Source organism: Streptomyces sp. NPDC006368, assembly GCF_040612535.1.
In the GTDB taxonomy this organism is placed as follows: domain Bacteria; phylum Actinomycetota; class Actinomycetes; order Streptomycetales; family Streptomycetaceae; genus Streptomyces.
Genome location: NZ_JBEXQK010000059.1, coordinates 13805 through 29817, shown reverse-complemented (window position 1 = coordinate 29817; position 16013 = coordinate 13805). Strand labels below are relative to the sequence as shown.

The window sequence follows — 16013 nt, the reverse complement described above, 5'->3', positions numbered from 1 at the left end:
TGGGCACCGGCACGGACGCCGCCATCGAGGCGGGCGACCTCACCCTCGTACGCGGGGACCTGCGGGCGGCGGCGGACGCCATCCGCCTCTCGCGCAGGACGCTGGGCACGATCCGCTCGAACCTCTTCTGGGCGTTCGCGTACAACGTGGCGGCGCTGCCGCTCGCCGCGGCCGGGCTGCTCAACCCGATGATCGCGGGTGCGGCGATGGCGTTCTCGTCGGTCTTCGTGGTCGGCAACAGCCTGCGGCTGCGCGGCTTCAGGGCGGCGTCGTAGGACGAAGGCGGCGGCGTGATCGGTGGATCACGACGGAAGGCCCGGGAACGGCGGCCACCCCCGCACCTGTGTGCGCCAGGTCACACCATGGGGCGCGTGAGGAGCGATGACTTTCGGTCGGGGCCGCCGTCCTACCCGTGTACACGCTGACGAAGAAGAGGAGCGCGTCCGATGCGTATCGTAATCAGTGAGTTCATCAGCCTGGACGGCGTCGTGCAGGCGCCCGGCGGCCCCGGCGAGGACACCGACGGCGGCTTCGCCCACGGCGGCTGGTCGCACCCCTTCTTCGACCCCGAGGTGGTGGGTGGCGCCTTCGACTCCGCGCTGGGCAAGGCGGACGCGCTGCTCTTCGGGCGCCGCACCTGGCAGACGATGGCCGGGGCGTGGCCCGAGCGGGCCGGCGACCCGTTCGCCGACAGGATGAACGCCATCCGGAAGTACGTCGTGTCCGGGACGCTCGACGAGACCCGCCTGACCTGGAACAACACCACCCTCATCGCCGGGGACGAAACCGTCGCCCGGGTCAGGGACCTGCGCGACGCCCCCGGCGGCGACCTCGTCGTCATGGGCAGCCCCACGCTCGTACGCACGCTCCTGAGCGAGGGTCTCGTCGACGAACTCCGGCTCATGATCATGCCGGTGCTCCTCGGTGGCGGTAAGTCGATCTTTCCCGCCGACGGCGGGCTGCGCACGCTGGAGCTGGTCTCCACGGTCACCAGCGACGCGGGCGTGCAGGTGTGCACCTACCGGCCGGCGGCCGAGCGGTAGCCGGGCCGGCCGAGCGGTGCCGGACGGCCTTACGGCCGCCCGCCCCGGCCGCCCTCGGCAGCGCGGCACAATGAGCCCCATGGCCGCACTTCCGGAGCACCCCGCCCACGACGACCTGCGCCGCCGCTGGGCGTCGGCCGCGCCCGCGCCCGGCACCGAGCGGTACGCGGACGACCTGCTCGCCCGCTGGGCGGAGCCGCAGCGCCGCTACCACACCACCGACCACCTGATCGCGGTCCTCGACCGCGTCGACGAGCTGGCCGCGTACGCCGACGACCCGGACGCCGTACGCCTCGCCGCCTGGTTCCACGACGCGGTCTACCTCCCCGACCGCTCCACCAACGAGGAGCGCAGCGCCCGCCTCGCCGAGCGCGCCCTGAGCGAGCTCGGCGTCGACGGGACCCGTACGCGCGAGGTCGCCCGGCTCGTCCGGCTGACGGTCACCCACGACCCCGAGGACGGCGACCGCAACGGCGAGGTGCTGTGCGACGCGGACCTGGCGGTCCTGGCCGCGCCGCCGGAGGAGTACGCGGCGTACGCGGCGGCGGTACGGGAGGAGTACGGCTTCGTACCGGACGACGCGTTCCGGGAGGGGCGGGCGGCGGTCCTGCGGCAGCTGCTCGGCCTGCCGTGCCTGTTCCGTACGCCGCCGGGCGCACGCGCGTGGGAGGAGCGGGCCCGGCAGAACCTGTCGACGGAGCTGAAACTCCTGACCCTGGGAACGCCGGGACACCCCGGAGCCGCCGCGAGCCCCCGGGGCTCCACAGGCACCCCGGGCACCCCGGCACCCCCGGCACCCCCGGCACCCCCGGCACCCCCGGCACCCCCGGCACCACGGGAATGTAAGCGATCAACGGGGCGTTGACCCCTGTCATGCCGTCCTCCGCCGAACGCACCCGCCTGCCCCTGGCCGTCTACATCCTCGGCCTGTCCGTCTTCGCGCTCGGCACGAGCGAGTTCATGCTGTCCGGGCTGCTTCCGCCGATCGCCGAGGACATGCACGTCTCGATCCCGCGCGCCGGGCTGCTGATATCCGCGTTCGCGATCGGCATGGTCATCGGTGCGCCGCTGCTGGCCGTCGCCACGCTCCGGCTGCCCCGCAAGATCACGCTCACCGCGCTGATCACGGTGTTCGGGCTGGGCCAGGTCGTCGGCGCGCTGGCGCCCTCGTACGGCGTCCTCTTCGCGTCCCGCGTGGTCAGCGCCCTCGCCTGCGCGGGCTTCTGGGCGGTCGGGGCGGCCGTCGCCATCGCGACGGTGCCGGTCGGGGCGCGCGCCCGGGCCATGGCCGTGATGATCGGCGGGCTGTCCATCGCGAACGTCCTGGGCGTCCCCGCCGGCGCCTTCCTCGGCGAGCACCTGGGCTGGCGCTCCGCCTTCTGGGCGGTGGGCGCCGCCTCCGCCGTCGCCCTGGCCGGCGTCCTGACCCTCATCCCCCGCATCCCCCTCCCCGACGAGAAGCCCCGGCTGCGGCGTGAGCTGACCATCTACCGGGACCGTCAGGTCTGGCTGGCCGTCGTCATCACGGCGCTCGCGGCCGGCGGTGTCTTCTGCGCCTTCTCCTACCTCGCCCCGCTGCTGACGGACGTCGCCGGGCTGCCCGCCGGCTGGGTGCCGACGGTGCTCGCCCTGTTCGGCATCGGCGCGCTCGTCGGTACGGTGATCGGCGGCCGGGTCGCGGACGCCCACCTGTTCGGTGTGCTGCTGAGCGGCATCACCGCGTCCACGCTGTTCCTGGCGGCGCTCGCGGTCTTCTCGTCGAGCCCGGTGGCCGTGGTCGTCCTGTCGTTCCTGCTCGGGGTGTCGGCGTTCTACACGGCTCCCGCGCTGAACGCCCGGATGTTCAACGTGGCGGGCGCCGCCCCCACACTGGCGGGCGCCACCACCACCGCCGCCTTCAACCTGGGCAACACGGGTGGCCCCTGGCTCGGCGGGGCCGTCATCGACGCGGACTTCGGGTTCCAGTCCACGGCGTGGGCGGGAGCGGCGATGACCCTCCTCGCCCTGGCGGCCGTGGGCCTGGCACTGCGCCTCCACCAGCGGGCCTCCGCGTCCGCCTCCCCGTCACCGTCCCGGGTGATCACGGGCACGTCCAAAACGGCCGGCCCGGCTCCGCAGGACCGCACCACCCGGGTCTGACCCGCGCCGGGGTCACGTCCGCGCCCTGGCGCGGGGCGCTCAGGGAGTACGGGGGCCGCCGTGCTTCGGGCGGCGCAGCCCCGCCGCCGTGAGGAGCCGTACGAGCTCCTTGGAGTCCACCTCCACGGCGCCGGCCGCGATCGCGTCCGCGTACCGCGTGGACGGCAGGTCGTAGTGGTCGCGGTCGAACGCGCGGCGCGGAGCGCCGATCCCCGCCGCGAAGGCGTGCAGCTCCTCGAACGACACGTCGCTGACCAGGTGCGACCACATCCGGCCGTGGCCGGGCCAGTTCGGGGGGTCAATGTAGACCGTCACGTGAGGCCACCGACGCGCGCCACCACGACCCCGGCCTTGCCGCACACCCAGTGCGGGTCGGGGCCCAGCTCCGGTTCGACGTCCAGCGCGTGCGGGTCCCCCGCGTCGCACACCGGACACAGCGGCCAGCGGCCGTACCGCTCCAGCAGCGCGTCCTGGACGTCCTGGGCGACGAGCCCGGCGAGGTACGCGATCCCCTCCGGCCACTGCTCGACCCACCAGCGGCGGTGGGTCACCGCGGCCTCGACGAGCGAGACGACCTCGGCCTCGGCGACATCGCGCGCCATCAGGTCCGCGAGGACCAGGGCGCGGGCGGCGTGCAGGGCCTGCTCAAGGGGGTCTACCGCGTTCATGCTGCCATTGTCACCCCTGGGGTTGACGACCTTGAGGGCTGAAAATAGCTTTCGTCTTGTGACCGATGAAGTGAAGGAAAGTTTCACCACCGGCGCCCCGACGTCGTCCGGCGCGTCCAACGCGTCGGGTGCGGCTCGTGGGTCGGCCACATCCGGGGCCCCGCCCGCGTCCGGGGCCTCGCCCGCGTCCGGGGCCTCACCCGCGTCCGGCGCGGAGACCGCGTCCGGCGCGGAGACCGCGTCCGGCGCGTCGGCGCCGTCGGGCGCCACGGCCGCATCGGGCGTCACGGTCGCGTCCGGCGCGGCAAGCGCCTCCGGTGCCAAGGCCGCGTCCGGCGCGGTGCCGGCGGCCCGTGCGTCGGCGCGGTCGGGTGCGGCGGGTGCGTCCGGTGCCAAGGCCGCGTCAGGTGCGGCGCCGGGGGGGTCCGGGGTCCCGGCCGCGTCCGGCAGGGCTGACGCCCCGCCCGCCCCCGCGGCCCTCGCCGCCAAGGTACGCACCCTCGCGCCGTCCATGACCCGCTCCATGCAGCGGGTCGCCGAAGCCGTCGCCGGCGATCCGGCCGGCTGCGCCGCCCTCACGGTCACCGGCCTGGCCGAACTCACCGGCACCAGCGAGGCGACCGTCGTCCGCACCGCGCGCCTCCTCGGCTACCCCGGCTACCGCGACCTGCGTCTCGCACTCGCCGGGCTCGCCGCCCAGCAGCAGTCCGGCCGGGCGCCGTCCGTCACCGCCGACATCGCGGTCGACGACCCGCTCGCGGACGTCGTCGCCAAGCTGGCGTACGACGAGCAGCAGACCCTCGCCGACACCGCCGCCGGCCTCGACACGGTGCAGCTCGGCGCCGCCGTCACCGCGCTGGCCGCCGCGCGCCGCACCGACATCTACGGCGTCGGCGCGTCCGGGCTGGTCGCCCAGGACCTCGCGCAGAAGCTGCTGCGGATCGGGCTCGTCGCCCACGCGCACAGCGACCCGCACCTCGCCGTCACCAACGCCGTGCAGCTCCGCTCCGGTGACGTGGCCATCGCCATCACCCACTCGGGCTCCACCGGCGACGTCATAGAACCGCTGCGGGTCGCCTTCGACCACGGCGCGACGACCGTCGCGATCACCGGCCGCCCGAACGGCCCGGTCTCCCAGTACGCCGACCACATATTGACGACCTCCATCGCCCGCGAAAGCGAACTGCGCCCGGCCGCCATGTCGTCCCGAACGAGTCAACTCCTCGTCGTCGACTGCCTGTTCACCGGCGTCACCCAGCGTACGTACGACACCGCCGCGCCCGCGCTCGCCGCGTCGTACGAGGCGCTCGCGCACCGCCACGCCCCCCGCACCCGCTGAAAGAGCCCCGCACGATGACGTCCGATCTGCACGCCCAGCTCGCCCACCTCACCACGGAAGCCTTCCGCCCCGAACTGGCGGACATCGATCGTCTCCCCACCGCCGAGATCGTGCGCCTGATGAACGCCGAGGACCGGTCCGTCCCCGCCGCCGTCGCCACCCAGCTGCCGCGGATCGCGGCCGCGATCGACGCGACCGCCGAGCGAATGGCGGGCGGCGGCCGGCTGATCTACGCGGGCGCGGGCACGGCGGGGCGGCTCGGCGTCCTGGACGCCAGCGAGTGCCCGCCCACCTTCAACGCCGCCCCCGGGCAGGTCGTGGGCCTGATCGCGGGCGGCCCGGAGGCGATGGCCGGCGCGGTCGAGGGCGCCGAGGACTCCGCGTCCCTGGCGGCCGGCGACCTGGCGGCGCTGGGGCTGACCCCCGACGACACGGTGGTCGGCGTCTCCGCGTCGGGCCGCACCCCGTACGCCGTCGGCGCGGTCGCACACGCGCGGGCGCTCGGCGCGCTGACGATCGGCCTCGCCTGCAACACGGGCAGCGCGCTGGTGGCGGCGGCCGACCACGGCATCGAGGTCGTGGTGGGCCCCGAGTTCATCACCGGGTCCACCCGCCTGAAGGCCGGTACGGCGCAGAAGCTGGTCCTCAACATGATCTCGACGATCACGATGATGCGGCTCGGCAAGACGTACGGGAACCTGATGGTCGACGTCCGGGCGACCAACGACAAGCTGCGCGCCCGGTCGCGCCGCATCGTCGCGCAGGCGACCGGCGCGTCGCAGCCGGAGATCGACGCGGCCCTGGAGGCCACCGACGGCGAGGTGAAGCCCGCGATCCTCACCCTCCTGGCCGACATCGACGCCCCGACGGCGGAACGGCTGCTGAAGGAATCCAACGGCCACCTCCGCAAGGCGCTGGCGACCGCCACCACCACCGACACCGCCTGAGCCGCCCCGCTCGTCCGGGCTCCCCGCCCCGCCGCCCGCCGCCGCCCGCCGACGACGGCGCGGCACCCCCCGACCGCATGCACCCGCACCCGCCGACGGCTCCCGCCCCATGGGAAGCCCCGCGGCCACACCCACAAGGACCCCCACCTCACCGCACCCCGACACCCTCCCCCCACACACAGCAAGGCGCCCCCATGACCCCCACCCCCGACAAGAACCGCGCCATCGCCGCCGCGATCCTCCCCCTCGTCGGCGGCGCCGGGAACGTCACGTCCGTCGCCCACTGCATGACCCGCCTCCGCCTCGCCCTGCGCGACCGTTCCCTCGTCCAGGACGAAGCGCTCAAGGCGCTGCCCGCCGTCATGGGCGTCGTCGAGGACGGGTCGACGTACCAGATCGTCCTCGGCCCGGGCACGGTCGCCAGGGTGGCCCCGGAGTTCGAGGCCCTGACCGCGAGCGGCACCACCGCCGACCTCGCCGCCCGAGGCGCCGCCCTCAAGGCCGCTCAGCGGAGCCGGAACGCCACCCCGTTCAAGCTCCTCCTCCGCCGCGTCGCGAACATCTTCGTGCCGCTGATCCCCGCCCTCATCGGCTGCGGCATCATCGCGGGCCTCAACGGCCTCCTGGTCAACCTGGGCCGGCTGCCCGTCCTCACCCCGGCTCTCACCGCGATCGCCTCCGGGTTCATGGCGCTGATCGCCGTGTTCGTCGGCCTCAACACGGCCAAGGAGTTCGGCGGTACGCCGATCCTGGGCGGCGCCGTCGCCGCGATCATCGTCTACGCGGGCGTGGCGAGGATCGAGGTGTTCGGCCAGCAGCTCTCACCCGGCCAGGGCGGCGTCCTCGGCGCGCTCGCCGCCGCCGCGCTGGCGACACGCGTCGAGAAGTGGTGCCGCCGCCGCGTGCCGGAGTCCCTCGACGTGCTCGTCACCCCCACTCTGACCGTCCTGGTCTCGGGCCTGATCACCGTCTACGGCCTGATGTTCGTCGCGGGCGAGGTCTCCGCCGCCATCGGCGAGGCCGCCGACCGGCTGCTCGCGGGCGGCGGCGCGGTCGCCGGTTTCGTCCTCGGCGGGCTGTTCCTCCCCCTCGTGATGCTCGGCCTGCACCAGGCGCTGATCCCCCTCCACACCACGCTCATCGAGCAGCAGGGGTTCACGCTCCTGCTGCCCATCCTGGCCATGGCCGGCGCGGGCCAGGTGGGTGCGGCCGCCGCCGTCTATCTGCGGCTCCGCCACCGCGGCGACATCCGCCGCACGATCAGGTCCGCGCTCCCGGCCGGCCTGCTCGGTGTGGGGGAGCCGCTGATCTACGGCGTCTCCCTCCCCCTCGGCCGCCCGTTCATCACGGCGTGCGTCGGCGGCGCGTTCGGCGGCGGCTTCGTCGGCCTGTTCAGCATGCTGGGCAACACGGTCGGCTCGACGGCGATCGGCCCGTCCGGCTGGGCGCTGTTCCCGCTCCTCGACGGCAGCGGCGGACTGAGCGGCACCACGGTCGCGATCTACGCGGGCGGCCTGCTGACCGGGTACGTGGCCGGTTTCCTGGCCACGTACTTCTTCGGCTTCAGCGACCGGATGCTGCGGGACCTCAACACCCCGGCCCTCAGCGGCCGGTCCGATCCCGGCCCCGCCGCGACGCCCGGCGCCGCCACGGCGCCCCGCCCCGCTACGGCGTCGCCGTCCCCACCGCCTGCTCCCTGATCGTCACCCGGCCCTTCCTGATCGTCGCCAGTCGCGGCGCCCGCCGCGCCAGCGCCGTGTCATGGGTGACCATGACGAACGTCAGCCCGTTCTCCTCCCACAGCCCCTCCAGCAGGTCCATGATCTCGTCGCGCATCGACTCGTCGAGGTTCCCGGTCGGTTCGTCCGCCAGCAGCACCGCCGGCCGCTTGACCAGCGCCCGCGCGATCGCGACCCGCTGCTGCTGCCCGCCGGACAGTTCGCCGGGCACATGCCCGCGCCGCTCCCCGAGCCCCACCGAGACGAGCGCCTCCGCGGCCCGCTCCCGCCGTTCGCGGGCCTTCAGCCCGAGGGGTACGAGCGCGGTCTCGACGTTCTCCTGGGCGGTGAGCGTCGGCACGAGGTTGAAGCTCTGGAACACGAACCCGATCTTCTCCGCCCGTACACGCGTCAGCCGCGCCTCCGGCAGCGTGGCCAGGTCGGTGTCGTCCAGCACCACGCTCCCCTCCGTGGGCCGGTCCAGACCGCCGAGCATCTGGAGCAGCGTGGACTTGCCGCCCCCGGTCGGGCCCTGGATGACCAGGCGCCCGCCGTCCTCGATCACCAGGTCCACGCCGTCCAGGGCCTGGACGGTCTCCTTGCCGCGCCGGTAGCGCTTGGTGACGCCACTGAGCTGGTACATGTGCTGTCAACTCCGTTGGTACGTAGGGAAGGTGGCGTTACCCGACACGGCGCAGCGCGTCCGCGGGCCGCAGCCGGGAGGCCCGCCAGCCGCCGAAGCCGCCGGCGATGAGCCCGCCCAGGACGGCGAGGGAGACGGCGAGCCCGATGGTCGGGAGGGAGACCGGCGCGGTGAGGGCGACGTCGAGCGCCCGGCCCGCGCCCTCCCCCATCGCCCCGCCACCACCGCCGGGCCCGAAGACCCGCCCGCCGCCACCGGCTCCGCCGCCCCCTCCGGCTCCACCGAGCTCCGCGGTGAGCGTCGGCCCGAACGCCGTGATCGCCCACGCCCCCGCGAGCCCGATCCCGATGCCGAGCACCCCGCCGATCAGCCCGTTGACGAGCGCCTCGCCGACGACCTGCCGGGTCACCCGGCCGCTCTTCCACCCCAGCGCCTTGAGCGTGCCGAACTCCCGTACCCGCCGGCTCACCGCCGACGACGTCAGCAACCCCGCGACCATGAACGCGGCGGCCAGCACGATGATCGACAGCCACCTCCCCACACCCGACGCGAGGCCGGACGCGGTGGACAGCGAACCGGAGACGGTGCCGGCGAGATCGGCGGACGTCGTCACCGTCGTCCCCGGAATGCCCTTCTGGATCGACGCCTTGACCGCCGCGATCCGCTGCGAGTCGGCCGCCCGCACGTAGACCGTCGTCACCTTGTCCTTGGCGTCCGCCAGGACCTGCGCCCGCGCGAGCGGCAGGTAGACGTCGGCGGCGGCGTCACCGCTGTCGGCGGTCGCGATGCCGATGACGCTGAACGACGTCCCCGAGATGGTGAGCTTCTCGCCCACCCCGAGCTCCTGCTCCTTGGCGTACGCGCTGTCGACGACGGCCACCTCGGCGGCGGTCTCACCCGTCCGGAACGTACGCCCGGAGGTGATCCTCGACGTCGTCAGCGGCCCGAGCCCCTGGTGGGCGACGTCGGTCCCGTAGACGCTGTACGCGTTGACGTCGAACGCCGCCCCGCCGCCCCGGACCTTCCCGCCACCACCGGAATCACCGGAACCGCCACCGGCGCCACTACCGGGCGGCCCGCCCGGCTGCACCTCGCCCCGCTCGAACCGCCCGTCCACCTTCATCACGCGCAGGCTGAGCCCGCCGACCGCCTCCGCGACGCCGTCCTGCCCGCCCACCTCCACCACGGCCGACGACGCCAGCGTCTCGAACCCCTGCACCATGACGAGGTCCTGGCTCTGCGCGCTGTCGTCGTCCGGGTCCTTCGCGTCGAACTCGAACCGAGGCTTCCGCACGGTGCCGCCCTCTTCGGGCGGCGCCGCCGCCTTGGTGACCGTCATGTCGGTGCCCAGCCCGTACAGCGACTCGAGAACCTCGTCCTGGGCCCGGTTCATGCCCGCGGCGACCGAGTTGACGACGATGACCAGCGCGATACCGAGCGCCAGGCCGGAGGCGACGACCAGCGCCGCCTTCCTCCGGCGGCGCAACTCGCGCCTGAGATAGGTGAAGAACATGCCGCGAACGTAAGGACGTGGCGTGATGAGGGCGTAAGGCAGCCATGAGAGTCGCATGAGAAGGGCCCGAAGTCCCGTTTCAGTCCGGGATCGACGGTCACCCGAAGAAAAGACAAAAGGAGGCTCTTATGGATAACTGGCGTGCCGCCGCGGCCTGTCGGAACGAGGACCCCGACCTCTTCTTCCCCATCGGGACGAGCGGGCCCGCGATGCTTCAGGCCGAGACGGCCAAGTCCGTCTGCCGACGCTGCCCCGTGCGCGAGCAGTGTCTGCGGTGGGCTGTGGAGACCCGCCAGGAAACCGGCGTGTGGGGCGGACTGTCCGAGGACGAACGCCGGGCCCTGATACGCCGCTCCCGCAGGCGCGCGGCGCAGACCGGGTGACCGGGCGCTACGGCCCCAACCGCGCCCGCCGGTTGAGCAGGCGCACCCGCTCCCGCAGAACCTCGCCCGGTGGCGCCGGGCTCAGCGCGTGATCCGGGCATACCCATCTCCGTCCACCATCCGGCGGCCGTAGCTGTACGTAGTCCCCGACGTGCCCCACCACCTCACCGACCCGCCCGTCCCGGCCGTCGATCACGTACTCGCCCGGCTTCACCGGCGTGCCTCGCGCAGTACGGCGACCAGCCGCATCGCGGTGTCGAGGTTGCAGCGCCCCAGCTCCACCAGCGGAAACGGCGCGTCACCCGTCGCCGTCACCGCGTCGACCCGCAGCGACGGCAGGGTCACCCCCACCGCACCCAGTTCGCCCCGCAGCTGTGCCACTACTTCCTCGGCCGCCCGCAGCCGGTCCGACGATCGCAACGCCATGGCCTGGCACCTCCACGCTGAGTATTCGGCTTCCATACACAGAGTGGTCGATTAACCGTCGGCTCGCATAGGTATGAGGCCTCAACAACCCCATCCGTGCTAACCGCAGTTGACACCCGCCAGGCCCGAGGGGTTCCGATCCGGCCACACCAGGGACCGGTCCCGGGGGTCAGGCCCCGGGGCTGCTCCTGCGTTCCAGCAGGCGCTTCAGCGCCGCCAGGTCCTTGCGGTTGGCGCGCCGGATCGCGGGGGCGGCGAACCGGTGACCTGCGCCGCCACGGTTCCGCAGCGTCATCCGGGTCGCCCTCCCGTCGGTGCCGTACGGCTCCCAGGTGTAGGTGGTCTCCATGGGGAACGGCCCGTCGGTCGTACGCATGACGAGGCGCCGCCCCGGCTCATACGCGACGATCTCGTACGTGTGGACGAGGCGTCGCCCGAGGAAGCGGGCGACGAAGGCCGCGCGGGCGCCGACCTCCATGGCGGACGGGGTCTCCCACTCGACGGAGACGATGTTGACGTACCACTCGGGCGCGTTCGACGGGTCGGCGGCGTACGCGGCGACGAGGTCGCACGGGGCGTCGATCACGGTCTCGGTCAGGACGTCGACGGCCATACCCCCAGCGTAGGCCCGGGCCGAAACGCCCGAGGGCGGCACCCCCTGGGAGAAGGGGTGCCGCCCTCGGAACGGAAGGACGTGTCCGATCCGGGAGGATCAGAAGTCCATGTCACCGCCCGGCATGCCGCCGCCGGCCGGCGCGGACGCCTTCTCCGGCTTGTCGGCGATGACGGCCTCGGTGGTGAGGAACAGCGCCGCGATGGAGGCCGCGTTCTGCAGAGCGGAACGGGTCACCTTGGCGGGGTCGATGATGCCCTCGGCGATCATGTCGACGTACTCGCCGGTCGCGGCGTTCAGGCCGTGGCCGACGGGCAGGTTGCGCACCTTCTCGACGATGACGCCACCCTCGAGACCACCGTTGACGGCGATCTGCTTCAGCGGGGCCTCCAGGGCCAGGCGCACGGCGTTGGCGCCGGTGGCCTCGTCACCCTCGAGCTCCAGCTTCTCGAAGACGCTGGACGCCTGGAGCAGGGCCACGCCACCACCGGCGACGATGCCCTCCTCGACGGCGGCCTTGGCGTTGCGCACCGCGTCCTCGATGCGGTGCTTGCGCTCCTTGAGCTCGACCTCGGTGGCGGCACCGGCCTTGATGACGGCCACGCCGCCGGCCAGCTTCGCCAGACGCTCCTGGAGCTTCTCGCGGTCGTAGTCCGAGTCGGAGTTCTCGATCTCGGCGCGGATCTGGTTGACGCGGCCCTGAACCTGCTCGCTCTCACCGGCACCGTCGACGATCGTGGTCTCGTCCTTGGTGATGACGACCTTGCGGGCGCGGCCCAGGAGGTCGAGGCCGGCGTTCTCCAGCTTGAGGCCGACCTCCTCGGAGATGACCTGGCCACCGGTGAGGATGGCGATGTCGTTCAGCATGGCCTTGCGGCGGTCGCCGAAGCCCGGGGCCTTGACGGCGACGGACTTGAAGGTGCCGCGGATCTTGTTGACGACCAGGGTCGACAGGGCCTCGCCCTCGACGTCCTCGGCGATGATCAGCAGCGGCTTGCCGGACTGCATGACCTTCTCCAGCAGCGGGAGCAGGTCCTTCACCGCGGAGATCTTGGAGTTGACGATCAGGATGTACGGGTCCTCCAGAGAGGCCTCCATACGCTCCATGTCGGTGGCGAAGTACGCCGAGATGTAGCCCTTGTCGAAGCGCATACCCTCGGTGAGCTCCAGCTCCAGACCGAAGGTCTGGGACTCCTCGACGGTGATGACGCCTTCCTTGCCGACCTTGTCCATGGCCTCGGCGATGAGCTCGCCGATCTGGGTGTCGGCGGCGGAGATGGAGGCGGTGGAGGCGATCTGCTCCTTCGTCTCGACCTCCTTCGCCTGGTCGAGCAGCGCGCCGGAGACGGCCTCGACGGCCTTCTCGATACCGCGCTTCAGGGCCATCGGGTTGGCGCCGGCGGCGACGTTGCGCAGACCCTCGCGGACGAGCGCCTGGGCGAGAACGGTCGCGGTGGTCGTACCGTCACCGGCGACGTCGTCCGTCTTCTTGGCGACTTCCTTGACCAGCTCGGCGCCGATCTTCTCGAACGGGTCCTCGAGCTCGATCTCCTTGGCGATGGACACACCATCGTTGGTGATCGTGGGGGCGCCCCACTTCTTCTCGAGGACGACGTTGCGACCCTTGGGGCCCAGGGTCACCTTGACGGCGTCGGCGAGCTGGTTCATGCCGCGCTCGAGGCCGCGCCGTGCCTCCTCGTCGAACGCGATGATCTTGGCCATGTGAAGTGGTCCTCCCGGACTGGGGTGGAGACTGCTCCGGACCGCGCTGGCGCCCGCGACGGACGGCCTGCATGCCCCTGTGGTTCCTTGCCCCACTTGGCCTGCGGACCTCACCGACCCGGTCCTTCGTTGTCACTCTCACCTTCAGAGTGCTAACCAATGATTAGCACTCGACCCCTGCGAGTGCAAGCGCCTCCCGGGGATCGGGAGGCGACGGCGCGGCGCGAACCGGGTGCGGGACGGGTCGCACGCCGGTGCCGCACGCCGGGCGGCGCCTCCCCGGCGCGCACCGACACGCGCACCGACACGCGCGGGGACCTGCCCACGGACCCGCGCGGGGACCCGCCCACGGAACCCCGCGCGCGGACATGCGAGGGGCCCGCACCCTCCTCGGATGCGAGCCCCTGGCACTCACTGTGCAGTCGCTGGCCGAATCACGCCGTGTCGCCGTGCCGCTGTGCCGCTGTGCCGGCTCAGTGCTAACCCGCGAGCTTGACCATGTCCGCCTGCGGACCCTTCTGGCCCTGCGAGATCTCGAACTCGACTCGCTGACCTTCTTCCAGGGTGCGGTAACCGTCCATCTGGATCGCGCTGTAGTGGACGAAAACATCCGCACCACCGTCGACCGCGATGAAGCCGTACCCCTTCTCCGCGTTGAACCACTTGACGGTGCCCTGAGCCATGCCTAACTCCCCTATTACTGGCCCTTGCACAGGACCGCACTTCGCGGACCCGGGTCAGAACTCACCCGCTGAACAGGAACGGGCTGCGCCGGAACGCGTCGACCGCCGCTGAATGTATCTGTCCAACTGCCGTCTGCAACAGGTCAATCGGACGAGAATTCCGAGCACGCGTGAACGGAAAAGTTGGCCGAATACGGGGGAATCCCGGGCAAGTCGGGCCCGGCAAAGCGCACTTATGGCGCATAACTTACGGACACTTTGACTGCATCTTGTCGCGCGGGAGCGTGAATTCATATGCGTCCGGCACACGCGACGGCGGGGACTTCCCCAACTCTACCGCGCCCAACCATGCAGAATTGCCCCCTCCGCTTCTTGTGACGGAGGGGGCAATTCCGATTATCGGAGCGACCGGTTGATGATCAGCCGCCGGCGACGGCGGGAATGATCGAAACGCCCGCACCGTCCGGCGTCGCGGTGCCGAGACCGTCCTCGAAGCGCACGTCGTCGTCGTTGACGTAGACGTTCACGAAGCGGCGCAGCTTGCCCTGGTCGTCCAGGACGCGGGGGGCGATGCCCGGGTGGTTCTTCTCCAGCGACTCGATGACCTCGGCGAGGGTGGAGCCCTCGGCCGTGACCTCGGCCCGGCCGCCCGTGTACGTGCGGAGGATGGTGGGGATGCGGACGTTGACGCTCATGTCGGGGTGCCTTTCGAAGGGTCTCAGCGGGCCAGGCCGGCGTCGCGGAACGCGTCCAGGCTCGGGCGGATGGTCGCGGTCGGGCCGGTGGTCGCGGACACCGCGTCGAGGGTCTTCAGCCCGTCGCCGGTGTTGAGCACGACGGTGGTCAGGGACGGGTCCAGCAGACCAGCCTCGATCAGCTTCCTCGTCACGCCCACGGTCACCCCGCCCGCCGTCTCGGCGAAGATGCCCTCCGTGCGGGCCAGCACCTTGATCGCGTCCACGATCTGCTCGTCGTCGACGTCCTCGACGGCGCCGCCGGTGCGGCGGGCGATGTCCAGGACGTACGGGCCGTCCGCCGGGTTGCCGATGGCGAGCGACTTGGCGATGGTGTCCGGCTTCTGGGGCCGTACGACGTCATGGCCGGCCTTGAAGGCCGCCGACACCGGGGAGCAGCCCGCCGCCTGGGCGCCGAAGATCTTGTACGGCCTGTCCTCGACGAGGCCGAGGCCGATGAGCTCCTGAAGACCCTTGTCGATCTTCGTCAGCTGGGAGCCGGAGGCGATCGGGATGACCAGCTGGTCGGGCAGCCGCCAGCCGAGCTGCTCGCAGATCTCGTACGCCAGCGTCTTCGAACCCTCGGCGTAGTACGGGCGGAGGTTGACGTTGACGAAGCCCCAGCCCTCGCCCAGCGGGTCGCCGATGAGCTCCGAGCAGAAGCGGTTGACGTCGTCGTAGTTGCCCTCGATGCCGACGAGCTCGCCGCCGTAGACGGCGGCCATGACGACCTTGCCCTGCTCCAGGTCGTGCGGGATGAACACGCACGAGCGGAAGCCGGCGCGGGCGGCGGCGGCGCCGACGGCGCCCGCCAGGTTGCCGGTGGAGGAGCAGGACAGGGTGGTGAAGCCGAAGGCGCGGGCGGCCTCCAGGGCCTGGGCGACGACGCGGTCCTTGAAGGAGTGCGTGGGGTTGCCGGAGTCGTCCTTGACGAACAGCTTGCCGGGCTCGACGCCGAGCTCGCGGGCGAGGTTGTCGGCCCGGACCAGCTTGGTCCAGCCCGGGTTGAGGTTCGGCTTCTCCGTCACGTCGGCGGGGACGGGCAGGAGCGGGGCGTACCGCCAGATGTTGGCGGGCCCGGCCTCGATCCGCCTGCGCAGCGCCTCGGGGTCGCCGGCCGGCAGGTCGTAGGCGATCTCCAGCGGCCCGAAACACAGCTCACAGGCGAAAATGGGGCCGAGGGGGAAACGTTCGCCGCATTCGCGACAGGAGAGGGCGGAAGCAGGCCCGAGGTCGACGTTCTTTGCGGTGGCGACAGTCTGTACAGCCATGGAGGCGAGGCCCTTTCTCCTCATCTTCCTCATGGCGCACTTCGCCATGAGACGGATTTGGCACCTTCCCTAGCCGGGGCCTCGCGCGCAGATGTGCGAGTGCCGACTGGAGGGTTGCCGGGGCTTCAACGGGCCGTGTCCCTCTGCCCCTCTGGATGAGCGGTATTCGAT

Annotated in this window: 16 protein-coding genes, 2 pseudogenes and 1 riboswitch; of the genes and pseudogenes, 8 read left to right on the top strand and 10 right to left on the bottom strand. The window is 72.2% G+C overall.

What is annotated here, in order from left to right; all coding sequences use genetic code 11:
• From ABZZ38_RS28420 to ABZZ38_RS28405, 4 genes and pseudogenes are all read left to right on the top strand, one after another.
• Positions 1 to 275: pseudogene (locus tag ABZZ38_RS28420) on the top strand (heavy metal translocating P-type ATPase); the annotation flags it as partial.
• A 171-nt stretch (positions 276 to 446) separates the two neighbouring features.
• Positions 447 to 1043 carry a dihydrofolate reductase family protein gene (locus ABZZ38_RS28415; RefSeq protein ID WP_356745058.1) on the top strand — a complete coding sequence of 199 codons (597 nt, stop codon included), beginning with the start codon at positions 447 to 449 and terminating at the stop codon, positions 1041 to 1043.
• 79 nt (positions 1044 to 1122) lie between these two features.
• Positions 1123 to 1758, top strand: a pseudogene (locus tag ABZZ38_RS28410) (hypothetical protein); the annotation flags it as partial.
• 185 nt (positions 1759 to 1943) lie between these two features.
• On the top strand, positions 1944 to 3182 hold the full coding sequence (locus ABZZ38_RS28405; protein WP_356745064.1) for a Cmx/CmrA family chloramphenicol efflux MFS transporter: 1239 nt from the start codon (positions 1944 to 1946) through the stop codon (positions 3180 to 3182).
• 39 nt (positions 3183 to 3221) lie between these two features.
• Here ABZZ38_RS28405 and ABZZ38_RS28400 read toward each other — a convergent pair whose 3' ends face one another.
• Together ABZZ38_RS28400 and ABZZ38_RS28395 are read right to left on the bottom strand one after the other, a co-directional pair.
• Positions 3222 to 3497, bottom strand: coding sequence for a DUF4031 domain-containing protein (locus ABZZ38_RS28400; protein WP_356745056.1), 276 nt, complete (start codon positions 3495 to 3497; stop codon positions 3222 to 3224).
• A complete protein-coding gene (locus ABZZ38_RS28395; protein ID WP_356745054.1) occupies positions 3494 to 3850 on the bottom strand; it encodes a hypothetical protein in 357 nt (118 codons plus the stop codon). The genes ABZZ38_RS28400 and ABZZ38_RS28395 overlap by 4 nt, the downstream gene beginning before the upstream one ends.
• 340 nt (positions 3851 to 4190) lie before the next feature.
• Between ABZZ38_RS28395 and ABZZ38_RS28390 the strand changes: the two genes are divergently transcribed.
• From ABZZ38_RS28390 to ABZZ38_RS28380, 3 genes are all read left to right on the top strand, one after another.
• Positions 4191 to 5189, top strand: a complete 999-nt coding sequence (locus tag ABZZ38_RS28390) for a MurR/RpiR family transcriptional regulator (protein ID WP_356745062.1) — start codon at positions 4191 to 4193, stop codon at positions 5187 to 5189.
• Between the two features lie 14 nt (positions 5190 to 5203).
• Positions 5204 to 6136, top strand: a complete 933-nt coding sequence (gene murQ / locus ABZZ38_RS28385) for an N-acetylmuramic acid 6-phosphate etherase (protein ID WP_356745052.1) — start codon at positions 5204 to 5206, stop codon at positions 6134 to 6136.
• A gap of 194 nt (positions 6137 to 6330) precedes the next feature.
• The gene (locus ABZZ38_RS28380) at positions 6331 to 7836 is read left to right on the top strand and encodes a PTS transporter subunit EIIC (protein WP_356745050.1); all 1506 of its coding nucleotides are present in this window, start codon (positions 6331 to 6333) and stop codon (positions 7834 to 7836) included.
• Here the strand turns inward: ABZZ38_RS28380 and ABZZ38_RS28375 are convergent.
• Positions 7802 to 8497 (bottom strand): ABC transporter ATP-binding protein, encoded by a 696-nt coding sequence (locus tag ABZZ38_RS28375; protein ID WP_356745048.1) that lies wholly within the window; start codon positions 8495 to 8497, stop codon positions 7802 to 7804. The two genes, ABZZ38_RS28380 and ABZZ38_RS28375, sit on opposite strands and share 35 nt — an antisense overlap.
• A 37-nt stretch (positions 8498 to 8534) precedes the next feature.
• Entirely contained in the window at positions 8535 to 10010 is a 1476-nt protein-coding gene (locus ABZZ38_RS28370; RefSeq protein ID WP_356745046.1) for an ABC transporter permease, read from the bottom strand.
• A gap of 128 nt (positions 10011 to 10138) precedes the next feature.
• On the opposite strand from ABZZ38_RS28370, the gene ABZZ38_RS28365 reads away from it, so the two are divergent.
• A complete protein-coding gene (locus tag ABZZ38_RS28365; protein WP_356745044.1) occupies positions 10139 to 10393 on the top strand; it encodes a WhiB family transcriptional regulator in 255 nt (84 codons plus the stop codon).
• Positions 10394 to 10603: 210 nt separating this feature from the next.
• Here ABZZ38_RS28365 and ABZZ38_RS28360 read toward each other — a convergent pair whose 3' ends face one another.
• The 6 genes from ABZZ38_RS28360 to thrC all read right to left on the bottom strand — a co-directional run bounded on the left by ABZZ38_RS28360 (position 10604) and on the right by thrC (position 15875).
• Positions 10604 to 10819 (bottom strand): hypothetical protein, encoded by a 216-nt coding sequence (locus tag ABZZ38_RS28360; RefSeq protein WP_356745042.1) that lies wholly within the window; start codon positions 10817 to 10819, stop codon positions 10604 to 10606.
• Positions 10820 to 10988: 169 nt separating this feature from the next.
• Positions 10989 to 11432 carry an SRPBCC family protein gene (locus ABZZ38_RS28355; RefSeq protein WP_356745041.1) on the bottom strand — a complete coding sequence of 148 codons (444 nt, stop codon included), beginning with the start codon at positions 11430 to 11432 and terminating at the stop codon, positions 10989 to 10991.
• 99 nt (positions 11433 to 11531) lie between these two features.
• Positions 11532 to 13154 (bottom strand): chaperonin GroEL, encoded by a 1623-nt coding sequence (gene groL / locus ABZZ38_RS28350; protein WP_356745039.1) that lies wholly within the window; start codon positions 13152 to 13154, stop codon positions 11532 to 11534.
• A gap of 479 nt (positions 13155 to 13633) precedes the next feature.
• On the bottom strand, positions 13634 to 13837 hold the full coding sequence (locus ABZZ38_RS28345) for a cold-shock protein (RefSeq protein WP_031073244.1): 204 nt from the start codon (positions 13835 to 13837) through the stop codon (positions 13634 to 13636).
• 419 nt (positions 13838 to 14256) lie between these two features.
• Positions 14257 to 14532 (bottom strand): ubiquitin-like small modifier protein 1, encoded by a 276-nt coding sequence (locus tag ABZZ38_RS28340; protein ID WP_356745037.1) that lies wholly within the window; start codon positions 14530 to 14532, stop codon positions 14257 to 14259.
• A 23-nt stretch (positions 14533 to 14555) separates the two neighbouring features.
• The gene (thrC, locus tag ABZZ38_RS28335) at positions 14556 to 15875 is read right to left on the bottom strand and encodes a threonine synthase (RefSeq protein WP_356745035.1); all 1320 of its coding nucleotides are present in this window, start codon (positions 15873 to 15875) and stop codon (positions 14556 to 14558) included.
• A riboswitch (SAM riboswitch) is annotated at positions 15860 to 16004 on the bottom strand. Its footprint overlaps the gene before it by 16 nt.
• Between the last annotated feature and the right edge of the window lie 9 nt (positions 16005 to 16013).

Bases quoted from the DNA above. Each gene is read 5' to 3' on its own strand.
- ABZZ38_RS28415 (WP_356745058.1), top strand. From the start codon at position 447: ATGCGTATCGTAATCAGTGAGTTCATCAGCCTGGACGGCGTCGTGCAG.
- ABZZ38_RS28395 (WP_356745054.1), bottom strand. From the start codon at position 3,850: ATGAACGCGGTAGACCCCCTTGAGCAGGCCCTGCACGCCGCCCGCGCC.
- murQ (WP_356745052.1), top strand. From the start codon at position 5,204: ATGACGTCCGATCTGCACGCCCAGCTCGCCCACCTCACCACGGAAGCC.
- ABZZ38_RS28380 (WP_356745050.1), top strand. From the start codon at position 6,331: ATGACCCCCACCCCCGACAAGAACCGCGCCATCGCCGCCGCGATCCTC.
- ABZZ38_RS28375 (WP_356745048.1), bottom strand. From the start codon at position 8,497: ATGTACCAGCTCAGTGGCGTCACCAAGCGCTACCGGCGCGGCAAGGAG.
- ABZZ38_RS28370 (WP_356745046.1), bottom strand. From the start codon at position 10,010: ATGTTCTTCACCTATCTCAGGCGCGAGTTGCGCCGCCGGAGGAAGGCG.
- ABZZ38_RS28365 (WP_356745044.1), top strand. From the start codon at position 10,139: ATGGATAACTGGCGTGCCGCCGCGGCCTGTCGGAACGAGGACCCCGAC.
- ABZZ38_RS28360 (WP_356745042.1), bottom strand. From the start codon at position 10,819: ATGGCGTTGCGATCGTCGGACCGGCTGCGGGCGGCCGAGGAAGTAGTG.
- ABZZ38_RS28355 (WP_356745041.1), bottom strand. From the start codon at position 11,432: ATGGCCGTCGACGTCCTGACCGAGACCGTGATCGACGCCCCGTGCGAC.
- groL (WP_356745039.1), bottom strand. From the start codon at position 13,154: ATGGCCAAGATCATCGCGTTCGACGAGGAGGCACGGCGCGGCCTCGAG.
- ABZZ38_RS28345 (WP_031073244.1), bottom strand. From the start codon at position 13,837: ATGGCTCAGGGCACCGTCAAGTGGTTCAACGCGGAGAAGGGGTACGGC.
- ABZZ38_RS28340 (WP_356745037.1), bottom strand. From the start codon at position 14,532: ATGAGCGTCAACGTCCGCATCCCCACCATCCTCCGCACGTACACGGGC.
- thrC (WP_356745035.1), bottom strand. From the start codon at position 15,875: ATGAGGAAGATGAGGAGAAAGGGCCTCGCCTCCATGGCTGTACAGACT.